15 protein-coding genes and 1 pseudogene are annotated in these 17,421 nt (G+C 69.8%); 5 read left to right on the top strand and 11 right to left on the bottom strand.

From position 1 onward, the window contains the following. Nucleotides 1–52 precede the first annotated feature (52 nt). Together AB0F01_RS29525 and AB0F01_RS29520 are read right to left on the bottom strand one after the other, a co-directional pair. Nucleotides 53–934: a universal stress protein gene (locus AB0F01_RS29525; RefSeq protein ID WP_362101978.1), complete on the bottom strand. Its 882-nt coding sequence runs from the start codon at nucleotides 932–934 to the stop codon at nucleotides 53–55. Between the two features lie 287 nt (nucleotides 935–1,221). Further along, on the bottom strand, nucleotides 1,222–2,109 hold the full coding sequence (locus AB0F01_RS29520) for a universal stress protein (RefSeq protein WP_362101976.1): 888 nt from the start codon (nucleotides 2,107–2,109) through the stop codon (nucleotides 1,222–1,224). A 665-nt stretch (nucleotides 2,110–2,774) separates the two neighbouring features. Here AB0F01_RS29520 and AB0F01_RS29515 point away from each other — a divergent pair. The 4 genes from AB0F01_RS29515 (at nucleotide 2,775) to AB0F01_RS29500 (ending at nucleotide 6,100) form a co-directional block, all read left to right on the top strand. Beyond that, complete coding sequence (locus AB0F01_RS29515) at nucleotides 2,775–3,695, top strand: carbamate kinase (RefSeq protein ID WP_362101973.1); 921 nt, start codon at nucleotides 2,775–2,777, stop codon at nucleotides 3,693–3,695. Nucleotides 3,696–3,819: 124 nt separating this feature from the next. After that, nucleotides 3,820–4,740, top strand: a complete 921-nt coding sequence (locus tag AB0F01_RS29510) for a universal stress protein (protein WP_362101970.1) — start codon at nucleotides 3,820–3,822, stop codon at nucleotides 4,738–4,740. 438 nt (nucleotides 4,741–5,178) lie between these two features. Then, the gene (locus tag AB0F01_RS29505; protein WP_362101967.1) at nucleotides 5,179–5,808 is read left to right on the top strand and encodes a hypothetical protein; all 630 of its coding nucleotides are present in this window, start codon (nucleotides 5,179–5,181) and stop codon (nucleotides 5,806–5,808) included. Between the two features lie 118 nt (nucleotides 5,809–5,926). Further along, nucleotides 5,927–6,100: a hypothetical protein gene (locus AB0F01_RS29500; protein WP_362101964.1), complete on the top strand. Its 174-nt coding sequence runs from the start codon at nucleotides 5,927–5,929 to the stop codon at nucleotides 6,098–6,100. A 1,511-nt stretch (nucleotides 6,101–7,611) separates the two neighbouring features. Here AB0F01_RS29500 and AB0F01_RS29495 read toward each other — a convergent pair. The 6 genes and pseudogenes from AB0F01_RS29495 to AB0F01_RS29470 form a co-directional block, all read right to left on the bottom strand. Then, a complete protein-coding gene (locus AB0F01_RS29495; protein WP_362101962.1) occupies nucleotides 7,612–9,540 on the bottom strand; it encodes an AAA family ATPase in 1,929 nt (642 codons plus the stop codon). 333 nt (nucleotides 9,541–9,873) lie between these two features. After that, the gene (locus tag AB0F01_RS29490; RefSeq protein WP_362101959.1) at nucleotides 9,874–10,026 is read right to left on the bottom strand and encodes a hypothetical protein; all 153 of its coding nucleotides are present in this window, start codon (nucleotides 10,024–10,026) and stop codon (nucleotides 9,874–9,876) included. A 404-nt stretch (nucleotides 10,027–10,430) separates the two neighbouring features. Further along, nucleotides 10,431–10,871 (bottom strand): hypothetical protein, encoded by a 441-nt coding sequence (locus AB0F01_RS29485; RefSeq protein WP_362101956.1) that lies wholly within the window; start codon nucleotides 10,869–10,871, stop codon nucleotides 10,431–10,433. Then, nucleotides 10,872–11,378, bottom strand: a complete 507-nt coding sequence (locus AB0F01_RS29480; protein ID WP_362101953.1) for a sigma-70 family RNA polymerase sigma factor — start codon at nucleotides 11,376–11,378, stop codon at nucleotides 10,872–10,874. Between the two features lie 381 nt (nucleotides 11,379–11,759). Further along, nucleotides 11,760–12,940 (bottom strand): annotated as a pseudogene (locus AB0F01_RS29475) (IS256 family transposase); the annotation flags it as partial. A 251-nt stretch (nucleotides 12,941–13,191) separates the two neighbouring features. After that, complete coding sequence (locus AB0F01_RS29470; protein ID WP_362101951.1) at nucleotides 13,192–13,332, bottom strand: hypothetical protein; 141 nt, start codon at nucleotides 13,330–13,332, stop codon at nucleotides 13,192–13,194. Between the two features lie 108 nt (nucleotides 13,333–13,440). Here AB0F01_RS29470 and AB0F01_RS29465 point away from each other — a divergent pair, with 108 nt between their 5' ends. Then, nucleotides 13,441–13,593: a hypothetical protein gene (locus tag AB0F01_RS29465; RefSeq protein ID WP_362101948.1), complete on the top strand. Its 153-nt coding sequence runs from the start codon at nucleotides 13,441–13,443 to the stop codon at nucleotides 13,591–13,593. A 248-nt stretch (nucleotides 13,594–13,841) separates the two neighbouring features. On the opposite strand, the gene uppS is transcribed toward AB0F01_RS29465, so the two are convergent. From uppS to AB0F01_RS29450, 3 genes are all read right to left on the bottom strand, one after another. After that, nucleotides 13,842–15,653: a polyprenyl diphosphate synthase gene (gene uppS, locus AB0F01_RS29460; protein WP_362101945.1), complete on the bottom strand. Its 1,812-nt coding sequence runs from the start codon at nucleotides 15,651–15,653 to the stop codon at nucleotides 13,842–13,844. A gap of 191 nt (nucleotides 15,654–15,844) precedes the next feature. Further along, the gene (locus AB0F01_RS29455) at nucleotides 15,845–16,669 is read right to left on the bottom strand and encodes an ABC transporter permease (RefSeq protein ID WP_362101942.1); all 825 of its coding nucleotides are present in this window, start codon (nucleotides 16,667–16,669) and stop codon (nucleotides 15,845–15,847) included. After that, on the bottom strand, nucleotides 16,666–17,271 hold the full coding sequence (locus AB0F01_RS29450) for an ABC transporter ATP-binding protein (protein ID WP_362101939.1): 606 nt from the start codon (nucleotides 17,269–17,271) through the stop codon (nucleotides 16,666–16,668). The genes AB0F01_RS29455 and AB0F01_RS29450 overlap by 4 nt, the downstream gene beginning before the upstream one ends. Nucleotides 17,272–17,421 lie beyond the last annotated feature (150 nt).

Below are 17,421 nucleotides of genomic sequence, written 5' to 3'. Positions count from 1 at the left end.
TCTTCGCAGTGAAGTGAGGGCGGGGCGAGGGCTGCGGCTCGCCGGGGCCCGGTCACTCCTTGCCGCGGACGACGGTGACGGGGCAGTGGGCGTGGTGCAGCAGGGCCTGGCTGACCGATCCCAGGAGCAGGCCGGTGAAGCCGCCGCTGCCGCGGGCTCCGGCCACCACCAGTTGGGCCTCCTTGCTGGCGTCGATCAGCGCGTTGCGGATCCGGGACCGCGTCAGGCGCCGCTCGACGGTGACCTGCGGGTAGCTCTCCTGCCATGCGGCCACGGTCCGGTCGAGGAGCTGCTGTTCGGCCTCCCTCAGCCGCTCGGCGTCCGCCACGACCGAGGTCAGCGGATCGCCGGGCCCCTCGTAGGCGCGTTCGCTCCAGGTGTTCCACACGTGCAGTGCCACGAGCGGGGCGCCGCGCAGGGCGGCCTCGGCGAACGCGAACTCCACGGCCCGTTCCCCGGCCGGGGAGCCGTCCACGGCGAGCAGCACCGGTCCGGCCGGGTCCGGCCGGCCGCGCACCACCATCAGCGGGCCGTGGCCGTGCGCGGCCAGATGGACCGCAGTCGAGCCGAGCAGCAGCCCGGAGAAGCCCGTGAGGCCGCGGCTGCCGACCACCGTCAGCGCCGCCGACCGCGACTCGATCTCCAGGACCTCGAACGGGTCACCGGGCACCACCGAGCGAGTGATCTCGATGCCGGGTGCGACCGCGTGCGCGCTCTCCTCCGCCCGGGCCAGTCGTCCGTCCACCATGGGTTCCAGGCCGTGGTCGGCAGGACTCCACGGCGCCGCGCCGGACGGCAGGTGCGCGGACGGGCGGCCGATGGCGTGGACGATGCGCAGCGATGTGCTCCGCAGGCGGGCCTCGCGGGCCGCGACATCGACCGCCGTGAGACTCGACGCCGAGCCGTCCACTCCCACGATCACCGGATCACTCACTGTGCTCTCCCTCTTCGGGAGGCCGCGGACGCGGCCCCTCGCTTTCACCCTCCAGCAGGATGATCATCCAGGTCAAGGGTTGACCAGGTCAGGACCCGGGACGTTCGACCCCGGCCCGACCCCAGCCCGATCCGGCCGGCCCCGACCCCGGATCCGGCTCGGCCGGACACCGAGGCGGGCGTACTCGGGTGGCCTGCCGCGCTTGCCGAGGGCACCGAGTACAGCGAGGCTCCGGGGTGATCCCCACCCGGCACCGCCCCGAAGGACGGGGCGGTGGGCGAGGCGTGTCAGTGGGAGCCGTCCGCTCCTCGTACCACCGCCACCGGGCAGTGCGCGTGGTGCAGAAGGCTCTGACTGACCGATCCCAGCAGCAGACCCGCGAAGCCGCCCCGGCCTCGGGCGCCCACCACCAGCAGCTGGGCGGAACGGCTCGCCTCGATCAGCGTCTCGCGCGGACCGCCGTGCACCACCTTGCGCTCCACCACCACGTCCGGACAGCGCTCCTGATGGCCGGCGAGCGTCTCGGCCAGCAGCCGCTCCTCAGCCTGAGCCAGTGCACCCGGAGGGTTCGCGTCCGGCTCCGACGGGTCCTGAGGAGAGGGCAGTGGGGCGTTCCAGTTCGTATAGGCGTGCAACGCCAGAAGAGGCGCCTTGCGCAATGAGGCCTCGGCGAAGGCGAACTCCACAGCTCTGTCGCCCGCGGCGGAGCCGTCGACGGCCAGCACCACCGGACCGTCGTCCTGCGGCTGCTCGCGCACCACCAGCACCGGGCACCGGCCGTGCGCCGCCAGATGGACCGCCGTCGAGCCCACCAGCAGGCCGACGAACCCGCCCATCCCGCGGGAGCCGACGACGAGCAGCTCGGCGGCACGGGACTGGGCCTCCAGCACGGTCAGCGGTTCACCGGTCACCACGACGTGACTGACGTCGATGTCCGGCGCCGTCGCACGGGCCCGTTCCACCGCCTCGATCACCAGACGGTCGACCATGCCGCGCAACCCGCCCTCCGGCGGGCCCATCGGCGACGGTCCCAACGGCACGTGCATCGCGGGCCACAACCACGCGTGCACCACGCGCAGTGCCGCCCCGCGCAACCGGGCCTCCCGCGCCGCCACCTCCACCGCCGTCAGACTTGACGCCGATCCGTCCACACCGACCACCACAACACCGCTCACCGTGCCTCCTCGTGCGGGTCTCCTGTTTCCACGGCCGGCCTCCCTCGGACACCGTCCGCCGACAAGGGCCGGGGCGGACCCGCCCGGCGGCCGTCCGGATCATCCCACGGGCCGGAAGACGTGCGACCACGGGCGGTGTCCCGTACGGCAGTTGCCGCCGCCGGGTGTCCGTCCGGCCCGGCCTCTGCGGGCCGGACGGACACCCGGCGGCCGGGACCAACGGGCCCAGCACGGGACGTGCGGCCGTTCCCCTCGTCCCGGCCCGGCCGGAAGGATCGGTGCCGAACGGTTCCTTTCCCGGCGTCCCGCGGCACTCCCGCGCCCGGCCCGAGGAGTCTCCATGACGAAGACAAACCGCCCGCGTGGCCGGCGTGACGGAGGTGAAGACCCGTCCGTCATCCAGGAGAACCACCACACGCCCGCGCGCCGACGCCAGGACGAGGGCGGCCGCCAAGGGCCCGGACGCCACGGTCACGCACCGCCCGCCGTCCCCGCACGACCGCGGAACCCGCCTGGGCGAGCGACTGCCCGGGGCCTGCGGGCCTGGACGGACCGGACGTCACCGACGAGGCCCTCTCCCCGCCCGCGTCCCTCGTCATCGACCAGTTCGGGAACCGGCCGCACACCATCAAGGCCGTACTCGTCACCCTCTGGAGGACCGAGCCATGCGCATCGTCGTCGCCCTGGGCGGCAACGCCCTGCTGCGCCGGGGTGAACGCCCCGACGCCGCGGTACAACAAGTCAACGCCAACCGGGCCGTCACTGCCCTCGCCGCACTCGCCCGCGACAACGAACTCGTCATCACCCACGGGAACGGCCCCCGGATCGGCCCGCCGGCCGTCGGAGGCGCCGCCGATCCCGCCCTGGCCCCGCCCTGCCCGCTGGATGTTCTGAGCGCCCAGACGCAAGGCGTCATCGGGTCCCTGCTCGTCCGGGCGCTGCGCTACGCCCTGCCCGGGCGGCAGGTCGCCGCACTGGTCACCCACACCGTGGTCCGCGCGGACGACCCGGCCTTCGAGCGGCCCACCGAGTTCGTCGGCCAGGTCCACTCACGGGAGGTGGCGCACGCGCTTGCCCGTGAGCGCGGCTGGCACATCGCCAAGGACACCACGGGGTGGCGCCGCGTCGTGCCGTCCCCGACGCCCGAGGCCATCGTCGAGGCGGACACCGTCCAGGCACTGCTGAGCAGCGGCACCCTGGTCGTCTGCGCCGGCGGCGGAGGGGTTCCGGTGACAGCCGACCGTGGCACCGGTGGGCTGACCGCGGTGGAGGCCGTCGTCGACAAGGACCTCACGGCCGCGCTCCTGGCCGAGGAACTCAAGGCGGACCTTCTGCTCATCCTCACCGACGTCCCGAACGTCTACGCCGACTTCGGCACGGCCCGCCAGCAGCCGGTGCTCGACGTGACCCCCGCACAGCTTCGGGACGGCGCCTTCCCCGAGGGGTCGATGAAGCCCAAGGCCGAGGCCGCCGCCCGGTTCGTGGAACGGACCGGTGGTCTGGCCGCGATCGGAGCCCTCGATGCCGCGCACGCCATCGCCCACGGAACGTCGGGGACGCTCGTACGGCCTGAACTCGCCCTCTGACGACGGTGGGCGGCGAACCGTAGGGCCGGACACCGGGACCGTCGGATGCCGGGCGAGGACCAGCGGCCCCTGCCGCCACCGCCCCGCGGAACGAACACTCGAAGCAGCCTGAAGGAGGTTCACCATGACCCGTACCATCACCGTCGGACTGGACGGCTCGCCCGCGAGCGTGGCTGCCGCGGACTGGGCCGCACGCGAGGCACAGCTCAGGGACCTGCCCCTGCGGCTCGTGACCGCATGGCAGTGGCAGCCCCCCGTCTACGCGCCGCCGGCCGCACTCGGCGTGCCGGTGCCGCCGAGAGATCTCCAGCACGCAGGAGCGCAGCGCTTGCTGGACGAGACACGGAAGCGCGTCGCCGAACGCCGTCCCGGCCTGCTGATCGACACGGACGAGATCTCCGGGTTGCCCGTCCCTGCTCTGCTGAAGGCCGCCGAGGACGCCGAGCTGCTGGTCCTGGGATCCCGCGGACTGAGCAGGACGGCGGGATTCTTGCTCGGTTCCGTCTCCCTCCCCGTCCTGGCCTCGTGCAGGCGACCTGTCGTCCTCGTCCGGGCCGCCGGACAGGGCGGGAAGGAAGACCGACCGGAGCCCTCGGCACCAGGACTCTCCGCTGCCACCGACCACCGCGACGTCGTCCTCGGCCTCGACCTGCACAAGCCCGACGACGCGGTGATCGACTTCGCGTTCGACGCGGCTTCGCGGCGCGCCGCACGCCTGCGGATCGTCCACGGCTGGACGCTGCCGCCCTACACCTACGGCGGCGACCTCATGCCCGGCCTGAACGACCGCACGGCCGCCCAGGTGCGGCGCGAACTGGCCGACGTCCTGCGGCCGTGGCAGGAGAAGTACCCCGCGGTGGAGGTCAGCGCGCAGGCCACGGTCGGTGGTGCGGGCGGCCACCTGATCGACGCCTCCTACGACGCCGCTCTTGTGGTCGTGGGCCGGCGGGTCCGCCGGGCGGCGGTCGGTGTGCACATCGGGCCGGTGACCCAGGCGCTGCTTCACCACGCCGGCGCTCCGGTAGCGGTGATCTCGCACGACTGACCGGAAGAAGTACGCGGGACGACGGCCGGTCCCAGGGGGACGGAGTCCCGGGTGAACGGCGTGCCGACGCGCGGCGCTCGCGGGGTGCGAGGCTCCGGCTACGCCTGCTCGGGTCCCGGCCCGCCCGTGACGCAAGCGGGCCGGGACCCCGCCGTGCACCGGTGGGGTCCCCGGCCCGATCACGCCCCGCACGACGCGTCGCACCGGGCTGCCGCCCGGACCGCCACCGAAGCCCCCGGCACAGCTCGTTGGTCAGAGCCGGCCTCGGCACAGCCGATGACCGTCCCGCGCGCCGCCGGTGGTGGCCGATGGTCCCTGTTGTCCGGGGCTGTTGAGTCCTTGGGTGCGGACCTTCGGCGTCGGGTGCGGGGTGGGGGGAGCCGGGAGAGTGGGTGGTGTCAGGAAGCAAGCCGGAGTCCGTTCGAAGGAGTCACTGTCATGGCCGTGCACCAGTCCACGCACCGTGGTTCGGGTTTTCACCTGCCGTCGTTCCGCCGCGACCGCGCGGTTTCCGCGCCGGAGGCGGCTGTGCCGGCGGAGGCCGGCAAGCTCACCGCGCGGGCCTATGTCCTGGCCTCGGTGCGGGTGTTGATGGGGTTCGTCTTCCTGTGGGCGTTCCTCGACAAGACGTTCGGCTTCGGTTATGCCACCGCGTCCGGCAAGGGCTGGATCGACGGGGGCTCGCCCACCGAAGGGTTCCTGGGGCATGTGGCGGTCGGTCCGATGGAGTCGACGTTCCACGCGTGGGCCGGGGCGGCGTGGGCGGACTGGCTGTTCATGCTGGGTCTGCTGGGGATCGGACTGGCCCTGACCGCGGGGGTGGCGCTGCGCCTGGCGGCCTTTGCGGGCGCGGTGATGATGGCGCTGATGTGGGTGGCGGAGTGGCCGCCGGCGAAACACTTGTCGGACGGGTCGGCGAGCATGTCGACGAACCCGTTCGTGGACTACCACCTGATCTACGCGGTGGTGCTGATCGCGCTGGCCGCGATCTCGGCCGGTGACGCGCTGGGTCTGGGCCGCCTGTGGGCCCGGCTCCCGATCGTCCGCGACCACGCGTGGCTGCGCTGAACCAGGCCGGTGAGACGGACCCCTCCCAACGACCCGCCACACCAGCACGCCGACAGCCCCCGGCGGGAAGTCCACCGGGGGCTGTCACGTGGGCCGTCCGCCTGTCGGACGGCCCACGATGACGACCAGCGAGCCTGGCCCCGCAGGGCACGCTCCGGCGCCTGGGACGGTACGCGAGGCGCCCGAGGAAACCCGGCACACCCAGGGAAGCATGGTGAGGAGGAGACGTATGGACGTCACCGAGGTGCTGCTTCCCGGCGTGGGGCTGCGCTACGAGTTCGTCCAGGGCTGAACCGTGCATGCGGTCAATGTGAAGACCGGTTCACAACAGGATGACGGGGCATTGAGCCTGCTCGGCGCGGTCACCAGACGCCTGGCCCTGACGCCCGTACCGCTGTACCTGCTGGCGGGACTCGCCTTGGGCGACGGTGGACCGCGCCGGTCCCGGCGGCCTATGCGTTCGTCAACACCGGCGCCGCGATCGGGCTGATCCTCCTGCTGCTGACTCTCTGTCTGGACTTCACTGTCCGGGAATTCACGGTCGGCTTGCGCCGTCACCGGTCCTCCGCGGTCGTGGACCTGGTCCTGAACGCCACCCCGGGCGCCGCGGCGGGATGGCTGCTCGATCTCGACGCCGCGGGGCGTCCTCGCCCTGGTCGGTGCGACCTATGTCTCGTCCTCCGGCATCATCGCCCGCCTTCTCGGCGATCCGCGCAGACTCGGCAACCGCGAGACGCCGTCGGTGCTGGCGCTGGAGGACTTCGCCATGGCCGCCCGCCTCCCCCTGTTCGCGGTCGTCGCCACCGGTGGCACTTGACGGGAGGCACTGTTCGCCGTGCTCGTGACCACCTCGGTGGTGGGGCGCGGCCATCGTCGCGTCCAGACGTTGGGGGGCATCATGCGGGCCGGGTGCTGTCCCCGGCCGACGCCGAACAAGTAACTGCTCAGAGTCCTCGGCCGCACCCTGGTCGTTGCCGCGCCGGCCGAGCTGATCCACGTCTCCTCCCGCTACGGCCGCTGCTCCCAGGTCTGGTCGACTGCACGCGGGAACAAACCCGTCGAGAGGGCGCGGACCGGTACCGGTCGGCGTGCCGCCCCGGGAACCGGACAGGTCCGTGGCGCGCGGGCGGGGGCGGACACGGGCGCCTCCGGCGAGCACGTGCCGGCCTGGCCGAGGCCGCCGACGGGCCGTGGAACGGCCGGCAGGAGCCGGTGGTGCCCGGACCGCGGACATCCGGTCCGCCGTCCGGGCCCGTCGCTTCCCGGCAAGGGCGAGCGGGAGGCGCCCGCGAGGGCTGCCTGCCCGTCGGCGGGATCGGCCGACGTGTCCGTCCGCACGGTCGGCGAAGCGGTCAGGCGGGCCGGTCGTCGCGGAGTTCGCACCCCAGGGCGTCCGTCAGCGACCCGTGGACCTCGAAGGCGTCCGCCGGTCCGGTGTGGCGCACGATGGTGCGTAAGCGGCCGCTGTCGGAGACGAGACGGAGCCTGCGGTGCCGCTCACGGGTCCGCGTGCGTGCCCTGCACGGCATTCCCCAGCGCGGAGCAGTCCAGAAAGGGCACGGGACACAGGTCCACGACCAGCTCGGGGCGCGGGTACGCGGTGAGGGCTTCCCGATGTGCCGTGACGATCGGTGTCACGGCGATGCCGAGGTCCCCGCGCAGCTCCAGGGCGGTCGTGTCACCGACGGTGTACTCGGAGCGGATCGGGCCGGTGCGGGCGTGCTTCTGTGTCGAGTGCTGCTTGTCGAACCGACCGGAAGATCGCAGGGCAGGAGGACGCGCAGTGCAGACTCAGCTCAGCGCTCAGTGCTCAGGGATCAGGGAGTTGAGTCGGGTGAAGAGCTGATCGGCTCGTGCGATCGTGGCCGGATTGATCAGCGGCGTCAGGGTGGCCTGCTCGCGGAGGAGAACGGCCGCCGGTTTGTAGTGGTTGAACCGCGCCGGGATGTTCCGCTTCTTGAACTCGGCCTCGATCTGGCGGACAACGCGGGGGTCCTTGGCGTTGAGGTCCGCTGCCGTGATCGGGGTGGTGAGCTCGGCCGCGTAGGCGCGGTTGACCAGTTCCAGGTAGAAGTCACGGTCGAAGAGGTCCTCGACGTCGGCGTCAGCCGCGCTGGTGAACTCGCTGATCTCGACGAGTCCGTTCCTGGCGAGCTGGGCGTTGTCCCGGAGGCGCTGGATGGCCCCGACATCCTTGGTGCTGGAGTCGACGAGGACCGCGACGTTCAGTTTGTTTGCACCCAGGAGGGTCACGAAGGTGGACAGCTTCCCCGATCCGCCGATGGGGGTCTTCACCCAGCGGGGGTCAAGCCCGGTGGAGCCGTTCGCCTCGGCGATCTCCGTGAGGACGTCCAGGTAGATCAGGTCACTCGGGCCTTCGAGGAGCAAGACGTGCTCGCCCACGAACAGCGTCTGGGTCATCTCGATCCCCATCGCAGTCAGCAGCGGGAACACAGTGTCCTCGTCGGCCTTGAAGATCTCCGAGGAGACCTTCGCGCCGCCGCGTTCCATGTCGATGACCGTCCGGACCCTTTGGAGGTGGTCGGGATCGACCATGAACGGGGAGTGCGTGGTGTAGAGGACCTGGTGCTTGGGGGCCAGCCGCTCGTCGATCAGACGGAGCAGGTCAGCCTGAGCTCGGCCGTGCAGGGACAGGCCCGGCTCGTCCAGCAGCAGGATCAGGTCCGTGGTGCCTGCGTCTTCCAGCTCGTTGAAGTAAGCGAGGAAGCTGAAGAACCAGACGAAACCGCGGGACCGGTCGTCGAAGGGGACCGATGCCCGGTGGCGGCTGTTGAAGACGCGGACCTGGAGGATCGGTCCCTCGTGGAAGGGAGGCTGGGCCCCGGTTTCAGGGGTCAGGACCTCCAGCCGGACTTCCAGCTCCTTGTTCTGCGACCAGTAGTCGAAGACCTCGTCCGAGATGACGTTGCCCGCGTTCTCCATCTCGCGGATGAGCCGTTCGTGCTGGCCGGAGTCCTGGAAGTCCTCCGGTGAGACTCCCGCCATATCCAGCAGGCTCAGCAGGGCGCGCTCACCGCGCTTGAGGTCTCCCGATGCCCGGCGCCGGACCAGATCGGGCAACGAGACCTTGCCGGGCATCGTGTCGTAGTCCGCGAAGTAGACGAACTTCGGCATGAGCGGGGCGGCGTACTCGTCGATCAAGTACGAGCCGAGATCGCAGTCGCGCCAGCCCCGGATGCGGTCAGCCAGCGCGGACGCCTCGGACGGGAGCTCGTCCAGTGCGTCGAGGGCGTCGAGGAGCTCTCCGATCGTGCAGGCGCCGCCAATGGCCTGGGTGGCCGCAGCCGGCAGGTCCAGGGCGGAACGCAGGTGGTCGACGACCGCAGCCTCGTTGTAGTGGAGCTCGAAGGTCGCCTCGTCGTCCCGATAGCCGATGACCACATCGAATTCGGGGCTCCTCAGGGCCTTCGAGCCAAGCTCCCCCTCAATGGTCTTCCTCTCGGTGTCGTCGAAGCGGAAGGTCGCCCGGAGCACGGGGATCTGCTTGCCAGCCGGCAGCTTCTTGCGCTCGCGGGTCTTGCGGGCGGGGAAGTCGACCACTTCGTCGAAGGCAGCGGGCTCCACGGGGTTGAGCCGGAAGAGCGCCTGGAGGAGCGTCGTCTTGCCTGACTCGTTCTTCCCGACGAAGCAGGTGACGTCCTCTTCGACGTCGAATGTGGAGGAGTCCTCGACGGAGCGGTAGTCGGTGATACGGGCCTTGATCAGTTGCACTGTGCTGCGGGTCCTTCCTCGTTTCCAGCGAGGTGGCCCGGCGTGCCAGATCGAGAGGCAATGATCACAACGGGATGACACTGAGTGCCTTCGGCGTTGTGTTCGAGGTATGTTCCAGATGCCAATCAGGAGAGACCCCGGTGCCCGTCGACCTCGACGCCGCCGGGGTCCTCTTTTGAGCTAGATCTGAGGGTAACCCGCAGCACTGACAATCCCTCACGAATTGCTTGCCCCACCAGGTTGGACGGTTGGACGGGCTGGTCAGCGCGGCGGAGGTAGAGCCTAGTGCGGGCGGCCTGATCGACCGGGCGCGACAGGACGCCCGCACCATGATCAGCTCTGGGTGTCCTCGTTCGCATCCTCGATCGCGTCCTGCGTCGCCTCAGCGAGTTCGTCGATCAGGTCGTCGAGTTCCTCGACTGCCTCGTGCGCCAGCAGACCGATGCCGATCTTCATGAGTACTCGACGGAGGAGCTTCCCCTTCATACTCCTGGTTGCGTTCGAATTGCCGTTAACGTTTTCCTCGCCGGATGCGGAACCCATGCCGCTCCCTCCCTGTAATCAGTGTTTCCTTATGAGACGCGGGAGGACGGGGAACCTCACTGTGCATAAGAAGCGGAGAGGCCCCCGGTCCAGCGGACCGGGGGCCTCTCTGACATTCCATCACTCTTGGAGAGTGAGTCGTGGACTCATGCTCCCCGGGATGAAGATCGGACGAGTGTCATGCACTCGCCCATGGGCAGTTGCGAAGGTGATGGATTGCTTGCTGCTGTTGTGTGTAGTCAAGAGGCTGCCAAGCCAATTGACGAGCGCCGCGACGAGAAGCACGGCCGCTTGGATCATGTGGGTCTTTCAATTGAAGGGCCCGGGTTCTGCGTTTTCCATGGTTTTCACCTCTCTTCTTTTCGCTGTGACGCCAAGGCGCTGCCGTCCGTTGGCCCGCCAAGGAATGCATCGACGTAGTCGATGGCGTCGGGGTCGCCAAGTCGTGCTGCGGTGCGCCACCAGCGCCCAGCCGACTCGTCTTCTCCGATTAGTTCCAGAAGTTCTGCCGCGCGGCGTGCGCTCGCCGCGTGCTTGACTCCTTCCTCTCGATATCGGTCAAGGACCGTGTGGTCCCCTCCTGAGACAGCTGCTGCTTCTTCCCTTTCGCTCAGGCCCCGACCGGGGGCCGGTCCGGCAGCCCGAAGGCTGCCGGACCGACCTGCGGCCGAACTCTCCGAAGCACTGTCTGCGGCGAAGATCTCGTTCCGCAGTTGCTGCATTTCAGCGTCGTTCATGCTCCGGGCGAGGGCCTGAGCATCTCGGCGCAGCATGGCCTCGATGCTCAATTACGCCCTCCTGTAGTCGATCCCCTGCTGGATGAGAGCCTCACGAAGACGCCTCAGAGCCAGGCTGTGCATGTTATGCACGGTCGCCGCATCGATCCCGAGTTCGTCCGCGATTTCCTTCGGGGACATGCCGTCGTAGTAGCGGAGCCAGATGATCTGGCGCTGCCGACGGGGCAGTTTCTTGATTTCGGGACGAAGTAGGTCACGGAGACCGTGGACATACTCCGCAGATTCTCGCGGATCGGGGATTTTGTCCTCGATCTCGGAGATCTTGTAACGTCCTTTGGCCTTGTAATGGTCCTTCAGGACGTTTCCTGCGACTGCGTAGGCGTAAGGTCTGATGTCTTCGACATTGACGCCTCGTTTTTCTGCTGCGGAAATTTTCGCGAATACTTCCTGTGCGAGTTCCGCCGCGACTTCGGGGTCTGCCTCCCCTCGTCGCATGTAGAAGTGGATGATGTAGAAGTTTTCGATCAGCCATTCGCTGATTGTCTGCTTCTCATCCACTGGCGGCATCCCGGATGGAATTCCGCTTGGGTCCCTCCTGAAGGAGGGGCTTGCGCCGGGGCGGTCGGCGAGTGGCTTCGGTCACTGCCGGTGGCTGCCCCGGGCTGTTGGATCGGGCCAGCATTTCGGTGGCGTCCCTCTCCGCGTGCTAGCCGTTCTGTGACGGCGGGAGGGACGTGCGCATCATCCGCTCCTGTGGAGTCTGACGACGGGCTCCCAGGAACCTCACACTGTCAGAACAAGATTTTTTTTAAGGCCTGAGCGAGACGGGTCACGTCCGCTGGAGTGGTATATCGACGGCCACTTGGTGATCTCGGTTTGAGGGTACGCGGTGAGTTCGGTGGGCAGGGTGGTGTCGTCGGTTTCTGACTCGATCGGGTGGAGTCGGGCCTTGGCGAGGAGGTCGCGGCCCATGTAGCGGCGGGCTTCGGTCCACTCGTCGTTCTGCTCGGCCGGCACGGTACCGACGGGCCGGATAGCGGCCGTGCGGTCGGGGAAGATGCCGACCACGTCGGTGCGACGCCGGATCTCCTTGTTCAACCGTTGCTGCGGATTGTTCGACCAGATCTGCTGCCAGATCTCCCGCGGGAAGGCGGTGAAGGCCAGCAGGCCGTGCTGGGCGGCGTCCAAGTGACCCGCTGCTTTGGGAAACTTGGCCTCCAACGCGTCCAGGACATGGGTCGTCTGCGCCTTCACCGCGTCGGTGTCGGGCTGCTCGAACACGGTCCGCAGCAGGGTTGCCACCCAGGGCTGGGCCGACTTCGGCACCTAGCTCAGCAAGTTCGTCGCATAGTGGGTGCGACAGCGCTGACGGGAAGCGCCGGGCAGCACCGCGCCGATCGCGTCCACCAGGCCGGCGTAGCGTCGGAGATGACGAGCTGGGTGCCTGACAGGCCGCGGGCGATCAGAGACCGCAGGAAGGCCAGCCAGTCGGCGCCGTCCTCGGCGGTGGCGACATCGATGCCGAGGATCTCGCGGTGGTCGTTGGCGTTGACGCCGACCGCAACCAGGGCGTGGACATTGATGATGCGGCCTCCCTCGCGGACCTTCTGGGTGAGCGTGTCGACCCAGACGAACGAGTACGGGCCGGCGTCCAGGGGTCGGTTGCGGAAGGCGGTGACCTGTTCGTCCAGGTGCCTCGCCATTGCGCTGACCTGGGACTTCGACAGCTGAGTGACGCCCAGGGACTCGGCGGGCTTCTCGACCCTGCGAGTGGAGACGCCGAGCAGGTAGGCGGTGGCGACAACCGAGATCAGGGCCTGTTCGGCCCGGCGCCGCCGTTCCAGGAGCCAATGTGGGAAGTAGCTGCCCTGCCTCAGCCTGGGAACGGCGAGCTCGACGGTCCCAGAGCGGGTGTCCCACTCGCGCGGGCGATAGCCGTTGCGGTGGTTGACCCTCTCGTCGCTGACCTGCCCGTACTCGGTGTTGCAGAGGACGTCGGCCTCCGCCGACATGAGCGCATCGGCGAACGTCTTGACCATCGCGCGCAGTAGATCCGGACTCACCGCGGTGAGATTGTCCTCGGCGAGGGCTTGCAGGGGCAGACTGTCGGGTGCGGTCATCGTGCTGAACTCCTTCAAAGACTTGGTCGTCTTGAAAGATCAGCCGGTGGCCGTTCTCGTATCCGGACCCTCACTCCGACGCCGGGCCAAACGCCCGGATCAGGTGGGAACCCGTACACCACTTCCCAGGACGCAGCCGGCGCGGCCCTGCTCGGTGGTGTGGCGTACCACCACGTCGCCCAGGTCTTCGCCGAGAACAGGGGGATGGCGAAAGGGCGTGGGGGGCAGGGCGGCCTTGCGGCCGCGGCGGCTCATGCCGACACCACCGGGATGAGCTTGGCGTCCATGTCCTGGATGCCCTCGCTTTCCTCGGCGATCCGCGCCAGCAGCAAGGTGAACCGGTCCTGGGACCATCTCTCGCCGCCGCCCTCCACCGGCTCGGGCTCGGCCATCAGCGACCGCAGCTGCAGGTCCGAGACGGGCGCTAATGGTGGAGTCGGATATCGCTACGGACGGAATAGCAGAGACCAGCCGGTCCGCACCGCGCCATTCTGAAGTACTTGCCTTTCCATCGAGGCTGCTGCACCGATCCGACCCACGGCGGCAGCGGGGGATCATCGCGTCTGATCTGCAGCCTTTCCGCCGGCGCCGAGCGAGGCGCCTACTTGGTCAAGAACAACGTGATCGACTCCGTCTCGATGCTCAAGCTCTAGCTCCGCGCCGACGACCGACAGCTGGTCGGGCTACCGCCTCACGGGTGGCGGCGCCACGTGCTGTCCACGGTCCTTCGCAGTGTCAGCCGCCACGGGCTCAGGAAGGCTCTTAACGGGCGATCTTGCGGCCTCACCCGGCCAGCTAGCACAGCTCGATAAGAATCCGGAGTCGCCGTCACCTCCGCCTACTGGCGCGCGGGCCCTGCGGTGGCGAAGGGCAACGGGGCTTCCGCGCACGGTGGGACTGATCAGCTGCCGGTTGTCTGTTGGGGTGTGGCTCCGTAGTGGCGTTGGCGTCGGCTGTATTCGGTGATGGCCTGCCAGAGGTGTCGTCGGTCGACGTCTGGCCAGAGGTGTTCGGTGAAGTGGAGTTCGGCGTAGGAGCTGTGCCAGGGAAGGAAGTTGGAGGTGCGCTGTTCGTTGCCGGTGCGCCACAGCAGGTCGACGTCGGGCATGTCGGGGTGCGGGAGGTGGCGGGCGAGATCGTTTTCGGTGATCCAGTCGGGGTTGAGGCCGTCGTTTTTGACGGTGGCGGCCAGGCGGGCGGCGGCGCGGGTGATCTCGTCACGGCCGCCGTAGTTGATGCACAGGGTGAGGGTGAGGCCGGTGCGGTCGCGGGTGGTGCGCTCCCGGGTGAGGAGGAGGTCGACGAGGTCGGCGGGGAGTTTTCCGGTGCGGCCGTGCCAGCGGATGCGGACGTCGAGGTCGCGGTAGGGGTCGGTGGCCAGTTCGTTGCGGATGACGTCGAGGATGGCGTCGACTTCTTCGGGGTCGCGTTTCCAGTTCTCGGTGGAGAAGGTGTAGAGCGTCAGGTGGCACAGGCCGATGTCCAGGGCGCCGTGGACGGTGTCGCGCAGGGCGAGGGCGCCGCTGCGGTGGCCGTGGGCGCGGGGCAGTCCTTGCTGGGTGGCCCAGCGGCCGTTGCCGTCCATGATGACGGCGACGTGGGCGGGCATCTGGGCGCTGGTCAGGTGAGGGGGCCGTGCCCCGCTGGGATGCGCCGGCGGGGCGGCGAAGGCCCGGGCGCGGGGACCGGCCAGAAGGGGGGTGGGCGGCGCGCAGGGTGCGGTGGTGCCTGGTGTGCGGGGGGCGGGGAGGGTCAGGTGGGTCAGGCGCCAGGCGAGGGCGGCGCGGGCCCGGGCTGGGGCCAGAATGCGGGCGCTGGTCGCGCGGGCGGGCCGCGGGGGCGTGTGGAGCAGGGCGGGGCCGGCCTGGTTGATGGCGTCGAGCTGGGCGTGCAGGAGGCGGGCCATGCTCTGCACGATGGTGGCCGGGCCGGGGTGCATGCCGCGGGTGAGGGACGGCTGGGTGGTCCAGCGGCGGGCCAGGGCCGTCAGGTGCGCGATCAGCTCGGCGACCGGTGTGCTCCAGCGCAGCCCGGCGAGGTCGTCACCGCTGCCGGGGAACGCCTTGAACACCTCCTGGGGCAGGAGGAGGTCACCGTCGGCGAGGTCGGCGGCCAGGTCGGTGAGGATGTCGGTGAGCCGGACGCCGTCCAGAAACTGCTCGTAGTTGTCCTTCTCATCCAGGCGCAGCGCGAGGGGCGCGCCGGCCCGGTCGAACAGGTCGCGGACCTGGTCGAACCAGGGCAGCAGGGTGTCGCGGCCCCAGGCCCGCCAGGCCGCCCAGTCGTCGAAGTGCCGTCCTGAGGCGTCGTTCTTGACCAGGAGCATGGCGTCGGTGAGTTCGGATAGGTCCAGCTGCCAGCGGATAGCGGTGTCCACCAGGGCGTGGCGGACCGGGTCGCTGCTGCGGCCGAGGTGCAGGTCGCGGGTGAGGCCGGTGATCCACTGCTCTACGCGCCGGGCGCGTTGCTCGGGCGTGGCGTCGCGCTCATCGGCCAGGTCGTCGATGGCGTTCGCCGCCGCCCACAGCGCCCAGCAGGGAGGCCGCAGCGCCGGCGGGGCCAGCTGGATCAGGGCGTACTCGACCGGGTCCTCCCGCTGAGTGCGCTGGCGGCACAGCCGGTAGGCCGCGCGAAGTCCGGCGTCGCCGGTGATTGGCGCGCCGTACTCCTCCGGCCGTGCTGCGGCGAGCGGGGACGGTGAAGTGGTGGGCATGGCTCGTCTTTCGTGATCGGTGGCCGCGGTGAACGGGGAGGGGCAGCGCGTCGCCGGCCCTCAACTCCTGGCTCCTGGCCGGGCGGCTGCGGGCGGGAGGACCCGGTCCCGCCGGCTGGCGGGTGGGACCCGGACCGCCGCTTCGCGCCGGTCGCCGGAGACCGGAAGGGGGTGTGGCGCCGGGTTGCCGGTCAGACAGTGGGCGTGGCGGCGGCGTGCCGTGTGCCGGTGTCGCCGGGGGGCGAGGCGGCTGGCCGGGTCAGTGTGCTGCGGGTTCGGTGGTGGAAGGCGAGCAGCGCCAGGGCAGCGGCCGCGGTGCACCAGGCGAGCTGGATGAGCAGGCTGGTGCCGGCGAATGTGGTGGAGAAGCCTGCGGCGATGCTGGTCTGCATGGCGCCGTAGGACGGCAGGAACTGGGTGACGGCGTCGTCCGCGCCCGCGCTCATGATCGGGTTCTGCAGGAGCAGGTCGATGATGCTGGTCATGACGATGGCGAACATGCCCTCCACCTCCCGGCGCAGCAGGGCGCCGAAGCCCACGCCGAGGACGCCGTAGGTCATGCCGGCGGTGAACAGGGCAAGGGCGAGGTGGAAGGGCTGGTGCGGGTCCCAGACCAGGCAGATGACGGCCGTGGCGTAGGCGGCGATCACCGCGGCGGCGGCGCAGAGGCCGGTCAGCTTGGCGGCCATCAGGTGGAAGCGGGGGAAGCCGGCCATGGCCAGGCGCCGGTCGAAGGGGCCGCTGGTGAACGTCGCGGCGAACATGAGGAAGCCGGTGATCAGCGTCACCGCGTTCAGCGCGCCGCTGATCGAGGTCAGCTCGTTGCCGTGCGGCGCCAGCCATTCCCCCGTGGCGCGCAGCCGCACCCGTACAGGCGGGGCTGGGATCGCCGCGTAGGCCAGCGCGGTCCACAGCGGCAGGAACGCCGCGATCAGGACCAGGGCGAAGTGGTTGCGTCCGTGTTCGAGCAGCGCGTACCGGGCGGCCGTGGCGAACAGGTCCCGGTGCCGCTTCATGCCGCCACCGTCATTCCGGCGCGCAGCCTGCCGTCCACCAGCTGCCACGCCTCGTCCAGCCGTTCGACGTCGTGCGCCAGGTGCGTGACCACGAGCACGGTCCGGCCCGCGTCCCGCAGCCGCCCGGCCAGCTCCCAGAACCGCAGATACGTCTCCCAGTCGAAGCCCTGGTACGGCTCGTCCAGCAGCAGCACCTGCGGATCGTGCATCAGCGCCAGCGTCAGGCTCAGCTTCTGCCGGGTCCCGCCGCTGAGGACGCCGGCCCTCTCGTCGCGGTAGGCGGACAGTCCCAGCACGTCCATCACCTCCTGCGCCCGGCGCAGATTGGGCAGGGCGAACGCGCGCTGGAAGAACAGCAGATGCTGGCGCACCGTCAGCGCGTTGTTCAGTACCACCTGCTGCGGGCAGTAGCCGAAGCGGCCGGTGTGCCGGACCGTCCCTCGCGTTGGACGCAGCTCCCCGGCAAGGATCTTCAGCAAGGTGGACTTGCCCGCGCCGTTCTCCCCGACGATCCCCGTCACCGTGCCCGCGGCCAGGCGCAGATCCACGCCCCGCAGCACTTCATGGCGGCGGTAGGAATGGCACACTCCCCGGATCTCCACCGCACCCCCTCCTCACATCCCGTTCCGACACCGCCACCCCTCCTAAACGATCACCACGGCCGGAAGTCACGCCAGGACTGCACGGCATCACCACACCGCCCGCAACAACCGGTTCTGGCGCGGGTCGTCCCGATCGGGTGAACAGACCGG

Source organism: Streptomyces sp. NPDC029526 (assembly GCF_040637405.1).
GTDB lineage: Bacteria > Actinomycetota > Actinomycetes > Streptomycetales > Streptomycetaceae > Streptomyces.
Note: the sequence above shows the minus strand (reverse complement) of the source record. Positions and strands in the feature narration are given on the sequence as shown.